Below are 17,981 nucleotides of genomic sequence, written 5' to 3'. Positions count from 1 at the left end.
CGGGGGGGGGTCCACCTTCTTCCCCGGGGGGTGGGGCGGGGGGGTTTGTTTTACCCTCCACCCCCCCCCCCGCGGTGGTGGTGGCGACCGGTGTTTCACGTGAAACACCGGTGGGTCAGGAGTCGGCGACCGTACGTCGCCACCGGAACATCGCCAGGGCGACGGCCGCGTAGAGCACGGCCACCCCGGCCACCACGGGGACGGACCGGCCGTCGGCCGGCAGGAGGAGCGCGGAGACGGCCGCCGCGCTCACGAACGCCACGTTGAAGAGCACGTCGTAGAGGGAGAAGACCCGGCCCCGGTAGACGTCGGCCACCGACGTCTGGACCACCGTGTCCGTCGCGATCTTGGAACCCTGCGTCGCCATGCCGAGCACGAAGGCCGCGGCCATCATCGGTGCCGGAGCGAACGACAGGCCCAGGGCGGGTTCCAGGACGGCCGAGGTTCCCGCACAGACGACGATCCATCCGTACCGGCCGAACCGGTTCACGGCCCAGGGCGTCACGACCGCGGCGACGAAGAAGCCGGCCCCGGAGATCCCCAGCGCCAGTCCGAGCAGCGCCAGCCCTTCGGAGTCGTCGTCCGACCACGCGTAGCGGCAGAGCATGAGCACCATGACGGTCAGGGCGCCGTAGCAGAAGCGGAGCACCGTCATGGCGATCAGCGCCCGGCCCGCGTCCCGGCGCTCCACCAGGTGCCGCATTCCGGCGACGAGCCCTCGCGCGGTGATCCCCAGCGCCGCCCGCAGGCGTACCACGCTCTCCTGGGCGTCCGGGCCCAGCAGCTTCCGGGGCAGGGTCAGGGAGACCAGGGCCGAGCACAGGTAGAGCAGGGCGCCCAGCAGGACCACTGCGGCGTCCGAGTCGTCGGCCAGCAGGCGGACGGCGAAGGCGAGTCCACCACCGGCGGTGGCCGCGAGTGTGCCGGCGGTCGGGGAGAGCGCGTTGGCGAGCACCAGCCGGTCGGCGTCGACCACACGTGGCAGGGCGGCGGAGAGCCCGGCGAGGACGAAGCGGTTGACCGCCGTGACGCAGAGCGCCGACGCGTAGAAGAGCCACTCGGGCACGGAGCCGAGGATGAGCAGCGCGGTGCAGCAGGCGAGGACGGCTCGGAGCAGGTTCCCGTGGAGGAAGACCTGGCGGCGCGGCCAGCGGTCGAGCAGCACCCCGGCGAACGGGCCGACCAGGGAGTAGGGGAGGAGCAGGACCGCCATGGCGGAGGCGATGGCGCCTGCCGAGGCCTGCCTCTCGGGCGAGAAGACGACGTGCGCGGCCAGCGCGACCTGGTAGACGCCGTCCGCGGCCTGGGAGAGGAGCCGTACGGCGAGGAGGCGACGGAAGTTCCGAAGGCGCAGGAGTATCCGCAGATCACGCGCGACAGCCATGGGAGCAAGGGTCACATACGCCGAAGGTCCCCGAGCGCGCGGGCTCGGGGACCTTGGACGTCAGACGCGTGTGCGGGTGGTGACGCCCCCGCACGGGGCGGTGCTGTCAGCCGCGGGGCTGGATCAGCGCTCGACCTCGCCCTTGATGAACTTCTCGACGTTCTCGCGGGCCTCGTCGTCGAAGTACTGGACCGGCGGGGACTTCATGAAGTACGAGGACGCGGAGAGGATCGGGCCACCGATGCCGCGGTCCTTGGCGATCTTCGCGGCACGGACGGCGTCGATGATGACACCGGCCGAGTTCGGGGAGTCCCACACCTCGAGCTTGTACTCGAGGTTCAGCGGGACGTCGCCGAAGGCGCGGCCTTCGAGGCGGACGTAGGCCCACTTGCGGTCGTCCAGCCACGCCACGTAGTCCGACGGACCGATGTGGACGTTGTCGGCACCGAGCTCGCGGTCACGGATCTGCGAGGTGACGGCCTGCGTCTTCGAGATCTTCTTGGACTCCAGGCGCTCACGCTCGAGCATGTTCTTGAAGTCCATGTTGCCGCCGACGTTCAGCTGCATCGTGCGGTCCAGGATGACGCCCCGGTCCTCGAAGAGCTTCGCCATCACGCGGTGCGTGATGGTCGCGCCGACCTGCGACTTGATGTCGTCGCCGACGATCGGGACACCGGCCTCGGTGAACTTGTCGGCCCACTCCTTGGTACCGGCGATGAAGACCGGGAGGGCGTTGACGAACGCGACCTTGGCGTCGATGGCGCACTGGGCGTAGAACTTCGCCGCGACCTCGGAACCGACGGGGAGGTAGCAGACGAGAACGTCGACCTGCTTGTCCTTGAGGATCTGGACGACGTCCACGGGGGCCTCGGCGGACTCCTCGATCGTCTGGCGGTAGTACTTGCCCAGACCGTCGTGGGTGTGGCCGCGCTGGACGGTGACGCCGGTGCTGGGCACGTCCGCGATCTTGATGGTGTTGTTCTCGCTGGCACCGATGGCGTCCGCGAGGTCGAGGCCGACCTTCTTCGCGTCGACGTCGAAGGCGGCGACGAACTCGACGTCGCCCACGTGGTAGTCGCCGAACTGGACGTGCATCAGACCGGGCACCTTGCCGGCCGGATCGGCGTCCTTGTAGAACTCGACGCCCTGCACCAGCGAGGCGGCGCAGTTGCCCACGCCGACGATGGCTACGCGAACCGAACCCATTCCGGTTGCTCCCTGTGTGTAATGGTGGTCCCGACGATGGCTTCCGCGATACGCGGACGCTTCATCAGGCGGTGTGATCGGACGGATCCGGCGGGGTGTCAGCCCGGCGCCGGGGCAGGCCGCCCGTTTCCTCTGCGGTGTCCTGCTGAGAGGAGCCCTCGGGCCCGGACCGTCGCCGGTCCCGTCCCGAACGCTCGCTCTCGATGAGCTCGTTCAGCCAGCGCACTTCGCGCTCCACGGACTCCATGCCGTGCCGCTGCAGCTCAAGTGTGTAGTCGTCGAGTCGTTCCCGGGTGCGGGCGAGAGAGGCGCGCATCTTCTCTAGGCGCTCCTCCAGCCGGCTGCGCCGGCCCTCCAGGACACGCATCCGCACATCGCGTTCCGTCTGGCCGAAGAAGGCGAAGCGAGCCGCGAAGTGCTCGTCCTCCCAGGCGTCCGGGCCGGTGTGCGAGAGCAGCTCCTCGAAGTGCTCCTTGCCCTCCGCCGTCAACCGGTACACGATCTTCGCCCTGCGCCCCGCCAGTGAAGAGGCGGGCGTCGCGAGATCGGCCGGGGCGGTGCTCGGCTCCTCGATCAACCAGCCACTGGCGACCAGCGTCTTGAGGCAGGGGTAGAGGGTTCCGTAGCTGAAGGCGCGGAAGATGCCCAGCGAGGTGTTGAGGCGTTTGCGCAGCTCGTAGCCGTGCATCGGGGACTCGCGGAGCAGTCCGAGTACGGCGAATTCGAGGATGCCGGAGCGCCTGCTCATCTTCGCCTCCTTCGTTGCCGTGCGGTCCCGTGGTGCTCGGTCCAGGTGCTTATGCCGCCCTGATGTATCGACTCGATACATCTGCACGATAGATCGGTCCGAAGGGTTCGACAAGGGCTGCCTTCGTGAACGGCGTCACATCACTAATTCGTAGCAAGCGACTTGCGTCATTTGGGGTGAACTTCGGCCCTAGATGGGTTTTGACCGTGCGTAGTCTGTCCGGCATGCAGATCACCGGGAACCGCGGGGCGCCGCCGGGCGTCAGAACACGCGGACTGCCGGATGTACTGCGGATGTGCCTTCCGCAGGGCCTGTCCGCAATTCGGGGGGGACCGGATCTCAACTGCCGCTTCCAGGCGCTCTCGCCTGCCCGAGGAGTAGTCGTTCGATGAGCGAGCACCGTCGCAAAACGCCTCAACCGCAAGACGGGGGGCGTGCCGCGGCCCGACGAGCCGCGCCGCAGTCAACAGGACGCCGCGCAGCACCATCACCCAGGGTGACGCAGGAGTCACCCTCGGGGTCGTACGCCGAGGAACGTCCGCCGGGAGGCCGCGCCGAAGCGCGTCGTGCCGCCCAGCGCGGCGGTCGGCGGCGCGGGGCCGAGGGCCCTGGTTCCGGAGGTCCGGGCGGCGGCGGGGGAGGTGGCCGGCGTCGCGGCGGGGGTTCCGAAGGCCCCGGGCGGGGCCGGGGGCCCGAGGGCCCGGGCAAGAAGCGGATCATCGACTACCCGCGCTACGGCAAGTACGGATTCCGCCGCTGGGTGCCCTCGTGGAAGCTGGTCTCGGGCCTCTGCCTGAGCTTCCTCGGACTCCTGATGGGCGTCGCGGGCGTCTCGTACGCGCTGGTGCAGATGCCGGAGGTCAGCAAGGCGGCCAAGGCGCAGAACAACGTCTACTACTGGTCCGACGGCTCGCAGATGGTCGCGACCGGTGGTGAGGTGAACCGCCAGGAGATCAGCTACGCGCAGATCCCCGCGGCCATGCGCTACGCGGTGATCTCCGCCGAGAACAAGTCGTTCGAGACGGACCACGGCATCGACCCGATGGGTATCGCGCGCGCCCTGTTCAACATGGCCAAGGGCGGTGAGACCCAGGGCGGGTCGACGATCACCCAGCAGTTCGTGAAGAACTCGATGCTCACCCAGGAACAGACGATCAGCCGCAAGTTCAAGGAACTGTTCATCACGCTGAAGGTCGGCAGCAAGATGGACAAGGACGACGTCATGAAGGGGTACCTCAACGTCTCCTACTACGGACGGGGTGCCTCCGGGCTCCAGGCCGCGGCGCGTACGTACTACGACAAGGACGCCACCGAGCTGAACCCGAGCGAGTGCGCCTTCCTGGCCACCCTCCTCAAGGGCGCCAGCTACTACGACCCGGCCGGTGCCCCCGAGGTGGACCCGGTGCAGGCCACCGCCGAGAAGAATCTGGCCCGGTCCAAGAAGCGCTGGGGCTGGATCCTCGACGAGGAGGTCAAGGACGGCCACCTCTCCGCGGCGGAGCGGGCCAAGTACACCGAGTTCCCCATGCCGGTCGCGCCGAAGAAGAGCGCTCAGCTCAGCGGCCAGACCGGCTATCTGGTCGACCTCGCCAAGAGCTACGTCCTGGACAACGTCAAGGGGCTCACCTCCGACACCCTCGCCCAGGGCGGCTTCGAGATCCACACGACCTTCGACAAGAAGAAGGTCCAGCAGCTCAACACGGCCGTCAAGCGGGTCTACGACGAGAACATCGACCCCAAGAAGCGCCCCCTGTACGACACCAACGTCCAGTTCGGCGGCGCGTCGGTGGACACCGCCACCGGGGCCATCATCGCCATCTACGGCGGGCAGGACGCCACCAAGCACTACACCAACAACGCCAACCCCACGGGTGCGCAGGTCGGTTCGACGTTCAAGCCGTTCGTGCTCGCCGCCGCCATGGAGTACGGCAAGAGGGACCCCGAGGGCGGCGAGGTCCAGAGCGAGTCCCAGCGCACCCCGGTCTCGCCGAAGAGCATCTACAACGGCGACAACGAACTCAAGATCAACGACTGGACGGGGAAGCCCTGGGAGAACGAGGAGGGCAAGCAGTGGCTCCAGACCAACGACGACCACACCTCCTACGGTGACGTCGACCTGCGGTACGCCATGCAGGAGTCGATCAACTCGCCCTTCGTGCAGCTCGGCATGGACGTCGGTACGGACAAGGTGAAGGACGTCGCGATGGCGGCGGGCCTGCGCGACGACGACTACATGGCCGACTCCCACGTTCCGTCGTTTTCCATCGGTACGTCCTCGCCGAGCGCGATCCGTATGGCGGCGGCGTACGCCACGTTCGCCACCAGCGGCAAGCAGAACGAGCCCTTCTCGGTCACCGAGGTCAAGAGCGGCGGTGAGGTCATCTTCCGGCACGAGAAGAAGACCAAGACCGCCTTCGACTCGGCCGTCGCCGACAACGTCACCGACGTGCTGAAGAACGTCGTCGAGCACGGCACGGGCACCTCCGCGCAGCTTCCCGGCCGGGAAGTGGCCGGCAAGACGGGCACCACGGACGAGAACAAGTCCGCCTGGTTCGTCGGGTACACCCCGCAGATCTCCACCGCGGTCAGCATGTTCCGCATGGACGACAACGAGAAGCACAAGGACCGCGCCTTCCAGAAGATGTTCGGCACCGGCGGTCAGGAGAAGATCCACGGCGCTTCGTTCCCCGCGCAGGTCTGGCACGACTACATGGTCGGCGCGGTGAAGGGCACGAAGGTCGAGGAGTTCCCCACTCCCGGCCCCATCGGTGAGAAGGTCTACGGCGGCGGCGCGAGCCCCAGCCCGACCCCCTCGCCGACCCCGAGCGCGTCGCCCACGCCGTCCGAGGAGCCGTCCGAGGAGCCGACTCCGACGACCGCGCCGCCCACCACTCCGGCGCCGACCGAGACCTGCAAGACCTGGGGCTGGAGCACCTGCCTCCCGGACGGGACCAACGCGGGAGCGGCGGCCGGAGCGGACACGGCCGGAGCGGCGGCCGGCACCGACACCGAAGGCACGACGACCGGCACCGATCCCACCGCCACGCCCACCGACGAAGCCGACGACGGAGGAGACATCTTCGGTTCGACCCGGGGCAACGGCAACGGCAACGGATAGCCGAACAGCCGGCTTCCGATCAGGGCCGTCTCCGAGGGCCGTCCGCACCTGGCGAGGTGCGGGCGGCCCTCCGCCGTGTCCGGCGGTCCCCCGCCTCCCGCACAGCCCCGTACGGCAGGATGTGGCGCATGCCAAGCGCAGAAGAGACCATCGAGGACCAGGAGCGGGCCGTCGCACCCACGCGACGGGACGAGATCGCCGCTGCGGGCAGCGAGTTGATCGGCGGACCGGCGGGCCGGTTCGCGCGGTTCGGAGGCGGAGGGCTGACGGCCGTGCGCGTGGTCGCCCTGGTGGCGATCGGGATGTTCGCGCTCGGCATGGTGCAGAAACTCCCCTGCTACAACTGGGCCTGGTTCAGGGGCGCCAGCTCGCAGTACACGCACGCCTGCTACTCCGACATCCCCCACCTGTTCGTCGGGCGGGGCTTCGCGGACGGGCTGCTGCCGTACTTCGACCGGCTCGGCGGCGACATGCAGTACCTCGAATACCCGGTCCTGACCGGGCTGTTCATGCAGGTCGCCTCCTGGCTCACGCTCACCCCGGACAGCGACCCGATGATGCAGCGCGAGCAGATGTACTGGCTCGTCAACGCGGGCCTGCTGATGATCTGCGCGGCCGTCGCGGTCGTGTGCGTCGCGCGCACCCACCGCCGCCGCCCCTGGGACGGGCTGCTGGTCGCCCTGGCGCCCGCCTTCGCGCTCACCGCGACGATCAACTGGGATCTGCTGGCCGTCGCCCTGACCGCCGCCGCGATGCTCATGTGGTCGCGCGGGCGGGCGGTCGCCTTCGGTGTCCTGATCGGCCTGGCGACGGCGGCGAAGCTGTACCCCGTCCTGCTGCTCGGACCGCTGCTGCTGCTCTGCTGGCGCGCGGGGAAGTGGCGCCCGTTCCTCGTCGCCGCGTTCTCGGCCGCGGCGGCCTGGCTGGTGGTGAACCTGCCGGTGATGCTGTACGCCCCCGAGGGGTGGAAGAAGTTCTACACGTTCAGCCAGGAGCGCTCCGTCGACTTCGGGTCGTTCTGGCTGGTCCTCTCGCAGCGCATCGAACGGCCCATCGAGGTCTCCGTGGTCAACACGGCCTCGGTGGTGCTGATGGCGCTCTGCTGTCTCGGCATCGCGGCGCTGGTGCTCGCCGGGCGGCACCGGCCGAGGTTCGCCCAGCTCGCCTTCCTCGTGGTAGCGGCCTTCGTCCTGACGAACAAGGTCTACTCACCGCAGTACGTGCTCTGGCTCATCCCGCTCGCCGCTCTGGCGCGTCCGCGCTGGCGGGACTTCCTGATCTGGCAGGCGTGCGAGGTGCTGTACTTCCTCGGCATCTGGATGTACCTCGCCTATTCGAGCAGCGGGGACAAGCACCAGGGGCTGCCGCAGGACGGCTACCAGCTCGCCGTCGTCCTGCACCTGCTGGGCACGCTCTACCTCGTCGCCCTGGTCGTGCGGGACATCCTGCGGCCGGACCGGGACGCGGTGCGGCAGGACGGCTCGGACGACCCCTCGGGCGGTGTTCTCGACGGAGCGCCGGACGTGTTCGTACTGGCTCCCCTGGGCAGCCGGGAGCGCGACGAGGAGGAGTTCTGGGGCGAGCCGGCGGACTGGGGAGCGGTGCGCGGCGGCGGGGCCGGCGACTGACGCCGGCCGGCCCCGGCCCCGGGGTCGTGTCAGCGCTCGACGAGACGGTCGAACTGCGTCGTCGTGTGGCGCAGATGGGCCACGAGCTCGTCGCCGACCCGCGGTTCCTGCGCGTCCGACGGCACGAACAGGATCGACACCTGCATGTGCGGCGGCTCGGCGAACCAGCGCTGCTTGCCCGACCAGACGAACGGCGAGAGGTTGCGGTTGACCGTGGCCAGTCCGGCGCGGGCGACGCCCTTGGCGCGCGGCATCACGCCGTGCAGGGCCTTGGGGGCCTCGAGGCCGACCCCGTGCGACGTACCCCCGGCGACGACCACCAGCCAGCCGTCCGAGGCGGCCTTGCCCTGCCGGTAGCCGAAGCGGTCGCCCTTGACGACGGGGGTCACGTCCAGCACGGCACCGCGGTACTCGGTGGCCTCGTGGTCGCCGAGCCAGAGCCGGGTACCGATGCGGGCACGGAAGCGGGTCTGCGGGAACTGCAGCTGCAGCCGGGCGAGCTCCGCCGCCTTGAGGTGGCTGACGAACATGGTGTGCAGCGGAAGCCGGGCGTTGCGCAGCCGGTCCATCCAGCCGATGACCTCCTCCACCGCGTCGGAACCGTCGGTGCGGTCCAGCGGGAGGTGCAGCGCGAAGCCTTCGAGACGTACGTCCTCTATGGCGGCGTGGAGCTGCCCCAGCTCCTCCTCCTTGACCCCGTGGCGCTTCATCGAGCTCATGCACTCGATGACGACCCGGGCGCCGACGAGTCCGTGCACCCCGTCCACGGAGGAGACCGAGCGGATCACCCGGTCGGGCAGCGGAACCGGCTCCTCGCCCCGCCGGAACGGGGTGAGGACGAGCAGGTCGCCGCTGAACCAGTCCTTGATCCGGGCCGCCTCGTAGGTCGTCCCGACGGCCAGCATGTCCGAGCCGAAGCGGATGGCCTCGTCGGCCAGGCGCTCGTGCCCGAAGCCGTAACCGTTGCCCTTGCAGACCGGTACGAGCCCCGGGAACTGGTCGATCACGGACTTCTGGTGCGCCCGCCAGCGCGCGGTGTCGACGTAGAGGGAGAGCGCCATGGCCGGCCCGGAACCTTTCTGGTGGCTGCGGTGTGTCTGAAGATCGCAGAACGTACGGAGGGATCCAACGGAGCGAACGGGCCCGGTCGTTCGCCGGACCCGTCGCGTCAGCGCCGCGACATGTAGATGTCGAGCGCCTTGTGCAGGAGCTTGTTGAGCGGGAAGTCCCACTCGCCGACGTACTCGACGGCTTCGCCGCCGGTGCCGACCTTGAACTGGATCAGGCCGAAGAGGTGGTCGGTCTCGTCGAGCGAGTCGCTGATGCCGCGCAGGTCGTAGACGGTCGCACCCATCGCGTACGAGTCGCGCAGCATGCGCCACTGCATGGCGTTGGAGGGCCGGACCTCGCGTCCGATGTTGTCGGAGGCTCCGTAGGAGTACCAGACGTGTCCGCCGACGACGAGCATGGTCGCGGCCGAGAGGTTGACCCCGTTGTGGCGGGCGAAGTACAGCCGCATCCGGTTGGGGTCCTCGGAGTTGAGGACGGACCACATGCGCTGGAAGTACGAGAGGGGGCGCGGGCGGAAGTGGTCGCGCACGGCCGTGATCTCGTACAGCCGCTGCCACTCCGCGAGGTCCTCGTAGCCGCCCTGGACGACCTCGACACCCGCCTTGTCGGCCTTCTTGATGTTGCGGCGCCACAGCTGGTTGAAGCCCTTGAGGACGTCCTCAAGGGAGCGGTTCGCCAGCGGTACCTGGAAGACGAAACGGGGCTGCACGTCACCGAAGCCGGCGCCGCCGTCCTCGCCCTGCTGCCAGCCCATCTTGCGCAGCCGGTCCGCGACCTCGAACGCCCGCGGCTCGATGACCGTCGCCTCGACGTCCCGCAGACGCTTCACGTCCGGGTCCTGGATGCCGGCCTTGATGGCGGTGGAGTCCCACCGGCGGATCACGACCGGGGGACCCATCTTCACGGAGAAGGCGCCCTGCTGCTTGAGGTGGGCGAGCATCGGCTGGAGCCACTCGTCCAGGTTGGGCGCGTACCAGTTGATGACCGGGCCCTCGGGGAGGTAGGCGAGGTACCGCTTGATCTTGGGGAGCTGTCGGTACAGCACCAGTCCGGCGCCGACGATCTGACCGGTCTTGTCGAACCAGCCGAGGCTCTCCGACCGCCACTCCGTCTTCACGTCAGCCCACGCCGGGACCTGGCAGTGACTGGCCGCGGGCAGGCTCTGGATGTACGCCAGATGCTGCTCGCGGCTGATGGTCCTCAGGGTCAGGCTCATGCGGGGCGCTCCTCGGCAGGTGTGTCCCCATCGGTCAGGGGCTCCGGCTCTCGCGCCGAAGCCTACTGTGAGCGGGGAGCGCCCGTTCTGGCCCGTACGGCACTTGGCCGCGAGCCGGTGTCGCGAGGGCCCCGGCGGGGTTGCCGCCGGGGCCCTGACGGGAACGCCGTGGACCGGCCGAGGACCGGAACGCGGTGGTCAGCTGATCACGCCGCCGAACAGCCCTCCGTGGGCCATTCCGAGGTAGAAGCCGACCGCGGAGGAGCCGATCCCCATGATCAGGGCGAACCGCTCCCAGGTCGTCCGGGAGATCCACATCCCGTAGCCGCCGACCAGGATGCCGATGAGCCCGGCCCACGAGCTGAGCAGGTGCAGGTTGTGGAACATGGCCGTCACGAAGGCGAGGACGCCGAGGACCCCGGTCACCACCATCAGGGTGTCCTGGAGGGGATGGGGCCTGCCGTCCGTGGCGAAGAGGGAGCCGGTGGGGCGGTTCCGCGGGCGGGTGTGCGCTACCTGGGCCATGAAATGCCTCCTGCCGAAGGGGCGGCGCGCTGAGACGCCGCTCACATCCGATATGTACAGATTGCGCATCCTTGGCCCTGGATTTCAACCCGGGGGTCCATGGCAGGTAGTCTGTACGGTCTGCACCGGTGTCTGCCTTGAGGCTGCCCGGCGGCGCTCTCCCCGAGAAGCCCGCCGAGCCCCTGTTTCGCCCGACGGACACCGATGCGTACGCATCACGACCCTCCTGCCACGGAACGACCGTGGCCGCTGAGTCCAAAGGAGGTGGGTTCCACATGCGTCACTACGAGGTGATGGTCATCCTCGACCCCGATCTGGAGGAGCGCGCTGTCTCTCCCCTGATCGAGAACTTCCTCTCCGTCGTCCGCGAGGGCAACGGAAAGGTTGAGAAGGTCGACACCTGGGGCCGTCGTCGGCTCGCTTACGAGATCAAGAAGAAGCCCGAGGGCATCTACTCGGTCCTCGACCTGCAGGCCGAGCCTGCGGTCGTCAAGGAGCTCGACCGCCAGATGAACCTGAACGAGTCGGTCCTCCGGACCAAGGTCCTCCGTCCCGAGACCCACTGAGCATCTAGCTCAGCGGTCATCGGGTCCGAGTAGCAAGCAGCAAGCAATCCCCGCCGAGAGGTTCATCCATGGCAGGCGAGACCGTCATCACGGTCGTCGGCAATCTCGTCGACGACCCCGAGCTGCGCTTCACCTCGTCCGGTGCGGCGGTCGCGAAGTTCCGTGTCGCGTCCACACCCCGCATCTTCGACCGGCAGACCAATGAGTGGAAGGACGGCGAAGGCCTGTTCCTCACCTGCTCGGTCTGGCGTCAGGCGGCGGAGAACGTCGCGGAGTCGCTTCAGCGAGGCATGCGCGTCATTGTGCAGGGCCGGCTGAAGCAGCGGTCCTACGAGGACCGTGAGGGCATCAAGCGCACGGTCTACGAGCTGGATGTCGACGAGGTCGGCCCCAGCCTGAAGAGCGCCACGGCCAAGGTCACCAAGACCGCTGGTCGAGGCGGCCAGGGCGGCCAGGGTGGATACGGCGGCGGCCAGCAGGGCGGCGGCAACTGGGGCGGCGGTCCCGGTGGCGGTGGCCAGCAGGGCGGCGGCGGCGCTCCCGACGCCGACCCGTGGGCGACCGGCGCACCCTCCGGCGGCCAGCAGGGCGGGGGCCAGGGCGGCTGGGGCGGAAGCTCCGGCGGTTCCAGCGGCGGCGGCTACTCGGACGAGCCTCCTTTCTAGGTCCGGCTCGTACCCCCACTTCTTGATCACACAGGAGAAACACCATGGCGAAGCCGCCTGTGCGCAAGCCTAAGAAGAAGGTCTGCGCGTTCTGCAAGGACAAGACCCAGTACGTGGACTACAAGGACACGAACATGCTGCGGAAGTTCATTTCCGACCGCGGCAAGATCCGTGCCCGCCGCGTTACCGGCAACTGCACGCAGCACCAGCGTGACGTCGCCACGGCAGTCAAGAACAGCCGTGAGATGGCGCTGCTGCCCTACACGTCCACCGCGCGATAAGGGAAGGGTGACGCAAACATGAAGATCATCCTCACCCACGAGGTCACTGGCCTCGGTGCCGCCGGCGACGTCGTCGACGTCAAGGACGGATACGCTCGCAACTACCTGGTCCCGCGTGGCTTTGCCATCCGCTGGACCAAGGGCGGCGAGAAGGACGTGGCGCAGATCCGCCGCGCCCGCAAGATCCACGAGATCGCGACGATCGAGCAGGCCAACGAGATCAAGGCCAAGCTCGAGTCCGTGAAGGTCCGTCTGGCTGTTCGCTCCGGCGACGCCGGCCGCCTCTTCGGCTCCGTCACCCCGGCCGACGTCGCCTCGGCGATCAAGGCTGCCGGTGGCCCGGAGGTCGACAAGCGTCGTGTCGAGTTCGGTTCGCCGATCAAGACCCTTGGCGGACACCAGGTGTCCGTGCGCCTGCACCCTGAGGTTGCGGCGCAGCTCGGCGTCGAGGTTGTCGCTGCCTGAGGCAGTGCTCGTACGAGTTAGGTGAAGGGCCGTACCCTGCGGGGTACGGCCCTTCGTCGTTTCCATGAGGTCGATTCCATGAGGTCGCTTCACGTGGAGTCGCTTCACATGGAGTCGTTCCGTGGAGGCGCTCCGTGCGGTCGTTCCGTGGGGGCGTTGCCACGGGGCTGTTTCACGTGAAACATGGCCTTCTGTGGAAGGTCCGGCTGTTTCACGTGAAACATGCCTTTCGAGACTGAGCCCCTGGGCTCTGAGCCATGCTCCGGGCAGCCCGGCGCCCCGAGTCCCGGATCAGCGGGTGGCGCCGGTGACGACCCAGCGTCCCGAGCGGGCGCGCAGCCAGAGGGTGATCAGGCGGACGGCCATCATCAGGTTCATGGCCCACCAGAGTGCGGTGAGCCCGCCGCCGAGGGTGGGGATCAGCAGGGCGACCGGGGCGAAGACGGCCAGGGTGACGAGCATGGCCAACGCCAGGTAGCGCCCGTCACCGGCGCCCATGAGCACGCCGTCCAGGATGAAGACCACGCCCGCTACCGGCTGGGAGACCGCCACCACCAGCAGCGCGGGCAGCAGGGTGTCGCGCACGGACGAGTCGCTGGTGAAGAGGGGGATGAAGAGGGGTCGTGCGACCACGATGAGCGCGCCGAGCACCACCCCTGCGGCGAGGCCCCACTCCACCATCCGGCGGCACGCCTCCCGCGCACCCTTCGCGTCGTCGGCGCCGAGATACCGCCCGATGATCGCCTGACCAGCGATGGCGATGGCGTCCAGGGCGAAGGCGGCGAGGGTCCAGAGCGAGAGGACGATCTGGTGCGCCGCGATGTCCACGTCGCCGAGGCGGGCCGCGACCGCGGTGGCGATGACCAGCACCGCGCGCAACGAGAGCGTGCGGATCAGCAGGGGAACCCCGGCCTGGGCGCTCGCGCGGATGCCCGCCGCGTCGGGTCGGAGCGATGCCTTGTGCCGACGGGCTCCCCGGACGACCACGGTCAGGTAGGCGGCGGCCATCCCCAGCTGCGCGATCACGGTGCCCCAGGCGGACCCCGCGATGCCGAGGCCGGCGCCGTAGACCAGGACCGCGTTGAGGACGGCGTTGGCGGAGAAGCCGCCGATGGCGACGTAGAGCGGAGTGCGGGTGTCCTGCAGCCCGCGCAGCACTCCGGTCGCCGCCAGTACGACGAGCATGGCCGGTATGCCGAGCGTCGAGATGCGGAGATAGGTCGTTGCGTACGGGGCCGCCGTCGAGGACGTGCCGAAGGCATCGACGATCCATGGGGCGGTGGGGAGAACGGCGGCGACCACCAGGGCGCCGAGGAGCAGGGCGAGCCAGATGCCGTCCATGCCCTGCCGGATCGCGGAGGCGAGATCGCCCGCGCCGAGGCGGCGGGCGACAGCGGCGGTGGTGGCGTAGGCGAGGAAGACGAAGACGCTGACAGCGGTCGACAGGAGAGCGGCGGACACCCCGAGCCCGGCCAGCTGCCGGGTGCCGAGGTGGCCCACGATCGCGCTGTCCACCATGAGGAAGAGGGGCTCGGCCACGAGTGCGCCGAAGGCGGGCACGGCGAGTGTGATGATCTCTCGGTCGTGCCGTCGGCGACCGGATGCGGTTGTCGCGGGGGCCTTGGTCATGAGAGCCAATCCAATCTTCCACAGGTAATACATGCAAGCCCTTTGTGGCCCTTACTTTCCCCAGGGTTGTGCGCGGGGCCACGCCCCGTTCGCGATGATCTTGAGCGAAGCGGGAAAGTTTTTCTCCCCCACAGTCAGTGGACGGAAAAAAGCCAGGTCAGAGCCGTGTCCATGCCGAGGCTATGAGTTTGTCCACAACGCTGTCCCCCGGTCCGTGCACAGGATCGGCGGACTTCTCCACAGCATCTGGTCACTCGTCCACATGCCCTGTGGATAACCAGATTGGCTGACGGTGCGGAGCGGCCTACCGTGGACCGTCGCCCGTACTCCGACCGTGCCCGCGAACGCGTTGAAATCGAAGCGCCGGAAGCGGAGTCGGGTGTCCTGTTTGTCGGTGCCGTGCCGTAAGAAAGAGTGGCATGGCTAGGTCCGCGAAGCGGACGGGAGGAGGTGGCCCGGTGAGCATTCCCGAGCCTTTGGACGAGCCCTGGGCCGACGTCGGTCCCAGCGACCGGCTGCCTGTCTCCCGCCAGCGTCGCGGTGAGCGCGGTGAGCGCGGCGGGCGGGACGACCAGCACGACCGGGGGCGCGACAGCGGCTGGGACTCGGGTTCTCCGGGGTTCGAGCGGGTTCCCCCTCAGGACCTGGACGCCGAGCAGTCGGTGCTCGGCGGCATGCTGCTCTCCAAGGACGCCATCGCGGAGGTCGTGGAGGTCATCAAGGGGCACGACTTCTACCGCCCCGCGCACGAGACCGTCTTCACGGCCATCCTCGACCTCTATGCCAAGGGCGAGCCTGCCGACCCGATCACGGTCGCCGCCGAACTCGTCCGGCGCGGCGAGATCACCAAGGTCGGCGGTGCTCCGTACCTCCACACCCTCGTCCAGTCGGTGCCGACCGCGGCGAACGCCTCGTACTACGCCGAGATCGTCCATGAGCGTGCCGTCCTGCGGCGCCTGGTCGAAGCCGGTACGAAGATCACACAGATGGGCTACGCGGCCGACGGGGACGTCGACGAGATCGTCAACTCCGCCCAGGCCGAGATCTACGCCGTCACCGAGCAGCGCACCAGCGAGGACTACCTGCCGCTCGGCGACATCATGGAGGGGGCGCTCGACGAGATCGAGGCGATCGGCTCCCGCAGCGGGGAGATGACCGGTGTACCCACCGGATTCACCGACCTCGACGCGCTGACCAACGGTCTGCACCCCGGTCAGATGATCGTCATCGCCGCCCGTCCCGCCATGGGCAAGTCGACCCTGGCGCTGGACTTCGCCCGTGCCTGCTCGATCAAGGGCAACCTTCCCAGCGTGATCTTCTCCCTGGAAATGGGGCGGAACGAGATCGCGATGCGTCTGCTCTCGGCGGAGGCACGGGTGGCGCTGCACCACATGCGCTCGGGCACGATGACGGACGAGGACTGGACGCGGCTGGCCCGGCGGATGCCGGACGTGTCGGCGGCTCCGCTGTACATCGACGACTCGCCCAACCTCTCCATGATGGAGATCCGGGCGAAGTGCCGTCGTCTGAAGCAGCGCAACGACCTGAAGCTGGTGGTCATCGACTACCTCCAGCTGATGCAGTCCGGCGGTGCCAAGCGCGCCGAGAGCCGCCAGCAGGAGGTTTCGGACATGTCCCGAAACCTCAAGCTCCTCGCCAAGGAGCTGGAGCTCCCGGTGATCGCGCTCTCCCAGCTGAACCGAGGGCCCGAGCAGCGCACGGACAAGAAGCCGATGGTCTCCGACCTCCGTGAGTCCGGCTCCATCGAGCAGGACGCCGACATGGTCATCCTGCTGCACCGTGAGGACGCGTACGAGAAGGAATCGCCCCGCGCCGGTGAGGCGGACCTGATCGTCGCCAAGCACCGTAACGGCCCCACCGCGACGATCACGGTGGCCTTCCAGGGCCACTACTCCCGCTTCGTGGACATGGCCCAGACCTGATCCGTCGCCTGTCGGGATCCCGGGCCGGACGAGGGGCATACCGTCCTGGTGGTCCGCCGCGTCCGCTCGTTCCCGACCGGGGTACGCGCCCTGACGCCTCGGCACGGACAGGATTCGCGGGGTGGCGCTCTTCTCCACCATTCTTCGTTCCATGACGTCATGGAACGAAGAGCTGCTGCCGGCCACCCGCCGGGCCCTGCTGCACCGCACCGCCACCGCCCAGCGGGAAGGGCGCACGCCCTCGATGGTGGCCGGAGTGCGCCGGGACGGGCGGATCGGCTGGAGCGCGGGGCGCAGTTGTGTCGACGGACACGAGCCCGACAGCGACACCCAGTACCGGATCGGTTCGATCACCAAGACCTTCACGGCCGTGCTGGTGCTCCGGCTGAGGGACGAGGGGCTGCTCGATCTGGACGACCAGGTGGAGAAGCACCTGCCGGGTTCCGGTGTCGGAGGCGTCAGCATTCGTCAGCTCCTCGGCCACGGCGCCGGGATCACCGCCGAGACCCCGTCGCCGTGGTGGGAGCGGACGCCCGGGGAGACCCGGCCGGACCTGGCCGCCGTCCTCGGCGAGCAGCCCGTCCGGCACCCGGCCGGTCTCCGCCACCACTACTCGAATCCCGGATACACCGTGCTGGGTTCCCTCGTCGAGGCCGTACGCGGTGACTCCTGGGAGGTGCTGCTGCGTCGCGAGATCCTGGAGCCGCTGGGGATGCGTCGTACGAGTGTGGAGCCCCGGGCGCCGCACGCGGGAGGCTGGGCCGTACACCCGTGGGCCGACGTGATGCTGCCCGAGCCGAGCCACGATCTGGGGCTGATGGCCCCGGCCGGGCAGCTCTGGTCGACCGTGGGGGACCTGCTCACCTTCGCGGGCTTCCTCGCCGAGGGGGACGACCGGGTCCTGAGCGCTGCCTCGGTCCGGGAGATGCGGGCGCCCTCGGTGCCGCTCGAAAGCGGCGACTGGACGGGTACGTACGGGCTCGGGCTCCAGGTCGTTCGCAGGGACGGGCGCACTCTCTTCGGGCACTCCGGCTCACTGCCCGGGTTCCTGGCCTGTCTCTGGGTGTGCGCGGAGGACGACGTGGCCGCCGTGGTGCTCACCAACGCGACCTCGGGGCCGCCCATCACCGAGGTGGCGCAGGACCTCGTACGGATCGTCGCGGAGGCCGAGCCCCGCATCCCGGAGCCGTGGCGCCCGCTGCCCGAGGTCGACCAGGAACTGCTGGCCCTGACGGGGCCCTGGTACTGGGGCACCCAGCGGTACGTGGTGACGCTGCTCGACGACCGCGATCTGGAGCTGGCTCCGTTGACGGGGACCGGGCGGGGTGCGAAGTTCCGGGCGGAGCGGGACGGCGGTTGGACCGGGCTCAGCGGGTACCACGCGGGGGAGCGGCTGAGGATCGTCAGGAACGACGACGGATCGGTGGCCCATCTGGATCTGGGCTCCTTCGTCTTCACCCGTGAGCCGTACGATCCGGCGGCGGACATCCCCGGGGGTGTGGACCCGGAGGGGTGGCGAGGGCTGGCCCGCTGAGG

The 17,981-nt window shown here is 69.0% G+C and carries 15 protein-coding genes; 8 read left to right on the top strand and 7 right to left on the bottom strand.

Annotation, left to right across the window (positions count from 1 at the left end; translation table 11 throughout):
* Positions 1–115 precede the first annotated feature (115 nt).
* The 3 genes from ACFWEE_RS00975 to ACFWEE_RS00965 form a co-directional block, all read right to left on the bottom strand.
* Entirely contained in the window at positions 116–1,384 is a 1,269-nt protein-coding gene (locus tag ACFWEE_RS00975; protein ID WP_386885218.1) for an MFS transporter, read from the bottom strand.
* Between the two features lie 123 nt (positions 1,385–1,507).
* On the bottom strand, positions 1,508–2,590 hold the full coding sequence (locus ACFWEE_RS00970; RefSeq protein WP_386885216.1) for an inositol-3-phosphate synthase: 1,083 nt from the start codon (positions 2,588–2,590) through the stop codon (positions 1,508–1,510).
* A 64-nt stretch (positions 2,591–2,654) separates the two neighbouring features.
* Positions 2,655–3,338 (bottom strand): helix-turn-helix transcriptional regulator, encoded by a 684-nt coding sequence (locus ACFWEE_RS00965; protein ID WP_386885215.1) that lies wholly within the window; start codon positions 3,336–3,338, stop codon positions 2,655–2,657.
* A 388-nt stretch (positions 3,339–3,726) separates the two neighbouring features.
* Here ACFWEE_RS00965 and ACFWEE_RS00960 point away from each other — a divergent pair, with 388 nt between their 5' ends.
* Together ACFWEE_RS00960 and ACFWEE_RS00955 are read left to right on the top strand one after the other, a co-directional pair.
* Positions 3,727–6,456, top strand: a complete 2,730-nt coding sequence (locus tag ACFWEE_RS00960) for a transglycosylase domain-containing protein (protein ID WP_386885213.1) — start codon at positions 3,727–3,729, stop codon at positions 6,454–6,456.
* Positions 6,457–6,584: 128 nt separating this feature from the next.
* Positions 6,585–8,084: a glycosyltransferase family 87 protein gene (locus tag ACFWEE_RS00955; RefSeq protein ID WP_386885211.1), complete on the top strand. Its 1,500-nt coding sequence runs from the start codon at positions 6,585–6,587 to the stop codon at positions 8,082–8,084.
* 29 nt (positions 8,085–8,113) lie between these two features.
* On the opposite strand, the gene ACFWEE_RS00950 is transcribed toward ACFWEE_RS00955, so the two are convergent.
* The 3 genes from ACFWEE_RS00950 to ACFWEE_RS00940 all read right to left on the bottom strand — a co-directional run bounded on the left by ACFWEE_RS00950 (position 8,114) and on the right by ACFWEE_RS00940 (position 10,896).
* Entirely contained in the window at positions 8,114–9,145 is a 1,032-nt protein-coding gene (locus ACFWEE_RS00950) for an alanine racemase (RefSeq protein WP_386885210.1), read from the bottom strand.
* 107 nt (positions 9,146–9,252) lie between these two features.
* A complete protein-coding gene (locus ACFWEE_RS00945; protein ID WP_327176794.1) occupies positions 9,253–10,371 on the bottom strand; it encodes a peptidoglycan bridge formation glycyltransferase FemA/FemB family protein in 1,119 nt (372 codons plus the stop codon).
* Between the two features lie 198 nt (positions 10,372–10,569).
* The gene (locus ACFWEE_RS00940; protein ID WP_386885208.1) at positions 10,570–10,896 is read right to left on the bottom strand and encodes a hypothetical protein; all 327 of its coding nucleotides are present in this window, start codon (positions 10,894–10,896) and stop codon (positions 10,570–10,572) included.
* Between the two features lie 275 nt (positions 10,897–11,171).
* Between ACFWEE_RS00940 and rpsF the strand changes: the two genes are divergently transcribed.
* The 4 genes from rpsF (at position 11,172) to rplI (ending at position 12,873) form a co-directional block, all read left to right on the top strand.
* Positions 11,172–11,462 carry a 30S ribosomal protein S6 gene (gene rpsF, locus ACFWEE_RS00935; protein WP_266706588.1) on the top strand — a complete coding sequence of 97 codons (291 nt, stop codon included), beginning with the start codon at positions 11,172–11,174 and terminating at the stop codon, positions 11,460–11,462.
* A gap of 68 nt (positions 11,463–11,530) precedes the next feature.
* A complete protein-coding gene (locus ACFWEE_RS00930; protein ID WP_386885206.1) occupies positions 11,531–12,127 on the top strand; it encodes a single-stranded DNA-binding protein in 597 nt (198 codons plus the stop codon).
* Between the two features lie 44 nt (positions 12,128–12,171).
* On the top strand, positions 12,172–12,408 hold the full coding sequence (gene rpsR, locus ACFWEE_RS00925; protein ID WP_003967857.1) for a 30S ribosomal protein S18: 237 nt from the start codon (positions 12,172–12,174) through the stop codon (positions 12,406–12,408).
* A gap of 18 nt (positions 12,409–12,426) precedes the next feature.
* Positions 12,427–12,873, top strand: a complete 447-nt coding sequence (gene rplI / locus ACFWEE_RS00920; RefSeq protein WP_266706586.1) for a 50S ribosomal protein L9 — start codon at positions 12,427–12,429, stop codon at positions 12,871–12,873.
* 291 nt (positions 12,874–13,164) lie between these two features.
* Here the strand turns inward: rplI and ACFWEE_RS00915 are convergent, their stop codons facing one another.
* The gene (locus ACFWEE_RS00915) at positions 13,165–14,502 is read right to left on the bottom strand and encodes an MATE family efflux transporter (RefSeq protein WP_386885204.1); all 1,338 of its coding nucleotides are present in this window, start codon (positions 14,500–14,502) and stop codon (positions 13,165–13,167) included.
* Positions 14,503–14,978: 476 nt separating this feature from the next.
* Here ACFWEE_RS00915 and dnaB point away from each other — a divergent pair, with 476 nt between their 5' ends.
* Positions 14,979–16,445, top strand: a complete 1,467-nt coding sequence (dnaB, locus tag ACFWEE_RS00910; protein ID WP_327180066.1) for a replicative DNA helicase — start codon at positions 14,979–14,981, stop codon at positions 16,443–16,445.
* Between the two features lie 151 nt (positions 16,446–16,596).
* On the top strand, positions 16,597–17,979 hold the full coding sequence (locus ACFWEE_RS00905; protein ID WP_386885203.1) for a serine hydrolase domain-containing protein: 1,383 nt from the start codon (positions 16,597–16,599) through the stop codon (positions 17,977–17,979).
* The last annotated feature ends 2 nt before the right edge of the window (positions 17,980–17,981 follow it).

This window comes from Streptomyces sp. NPDC060184, assembly GCF_042728795.1.
Classification (GTDB): Bacteria; Actinomycetota; Actinomycetes; order Streptomycetales; family Streptomycetaceae; genus Streptomyces.
Note: the sequence above shows the minus strand (reverse complement) of the source record. Positions and strands in the feature narration are given on the sequence as shown.

Excerpts from the sequence above, each read along its gene's own strand:
- ACFWEE_RS00975 (WP_386885218.1), bottom strand. The coding sequence starts at position 1,384 with ATGGCTGTCGCGCGTGATCTGCGGATACTCCTGCGCCTTCGGAACTTC.
- ACFWEE_RS00970 (WP_386885216.1), bottom strand. The coding sequence starts at position 2,590 with ATGGGTTCGGTTCGCGTAGCCATCGTCGGCGTGGGCAACTGCGCCGCC.
- ACFWEE_RS00965 (WP_386885215.1), bottom strand. The coding sequence starts at position 3,338 with ATGAGCAGGCGCTCCGGCATCCTCGAATTCGCCGTACTCGGACTGCTC.
- ACFWEE_RS00960 (WP_386885213.1), top strand. The coding sequence starts at position 3,727 with ATGAGCGAGCACCGTCGCAAAACGCCTCAACCGCAAGACGGGGGGCGT.
- ACFWEE_RS00955 (WP_386885211.1), top strand. The coding sequence starts at position 6,585 with ATGCCAAGCGCAGAAGAGACCATCGAGGACCAGGAGCGGGCCGTCGCA.
- ACFWEE_RS00950 (WP_386885210.1), bottom strand. The coding sequence starts at position 9,145 with ATGGCGCTCTCCCTCTACGTCGACACCGCGCGCTGGCGGGCGCACCAG.
- ACFWEE_RS00945 (WP_327176794.1), bottom strand. The coding sequence starts at position 10,371 with ATGAGCCTGACCCTGAGGACCATCAGCCGCGAGCAGCATCTGGCGTAC.
- ACFWEE_RS00940 (WP_386885208.1), bottom strand. The coding sequence starts at position 10,896 with ATGGCCCAGGTAGCGCACACCCGCCCGCGGAACCGCCCCACCGGCTCC.
- rpsF (WP_266706588.1), top strand. The coding sequence starts at position 11,172 with ATGCGTCACTACGAGGTGATGGTCATCCTCGACCCCGATCTGGAGGAG.
- ACFWEE_RS00930 (WP_386885206.1), top strand. The coding sequence starts at position 11,531 with ATGGCAGGCGAGACCGTCATCACGGTCGTCGGCAATCTCGTCGACGAC.
- rpsR (WP_003967857.1), top strand. The coding sequence starts at position 12,172 with ATGGCGAAGCCGCCTGTGCGCAAGCCTAAGAAGAAGGTCTGCGCGTTC.
- rplI (WP_266706586.1), top strand. The coding sequence starts at position 12,427 with ATGAAGATCATCCTCACCCACGAGGTCACTGGCCTCGGTGCCGCCGGC.
- ACFWEE_RS00915 (WP_386885204.1), bottom strand. The coding sequence starts at position 14,502 with ATGACCAAGGCCCCCGCGACAACCGCATCCGGTCGCCGACGGCACGAC.
- ACFWEE_RS00905 (WP_386885203.1), top strand. The coding sequence starts at position 16,597 with ATGACGTCATGGAACGAAGAGCTGCTGCCGGCCACCCGCCGGGCCCTG.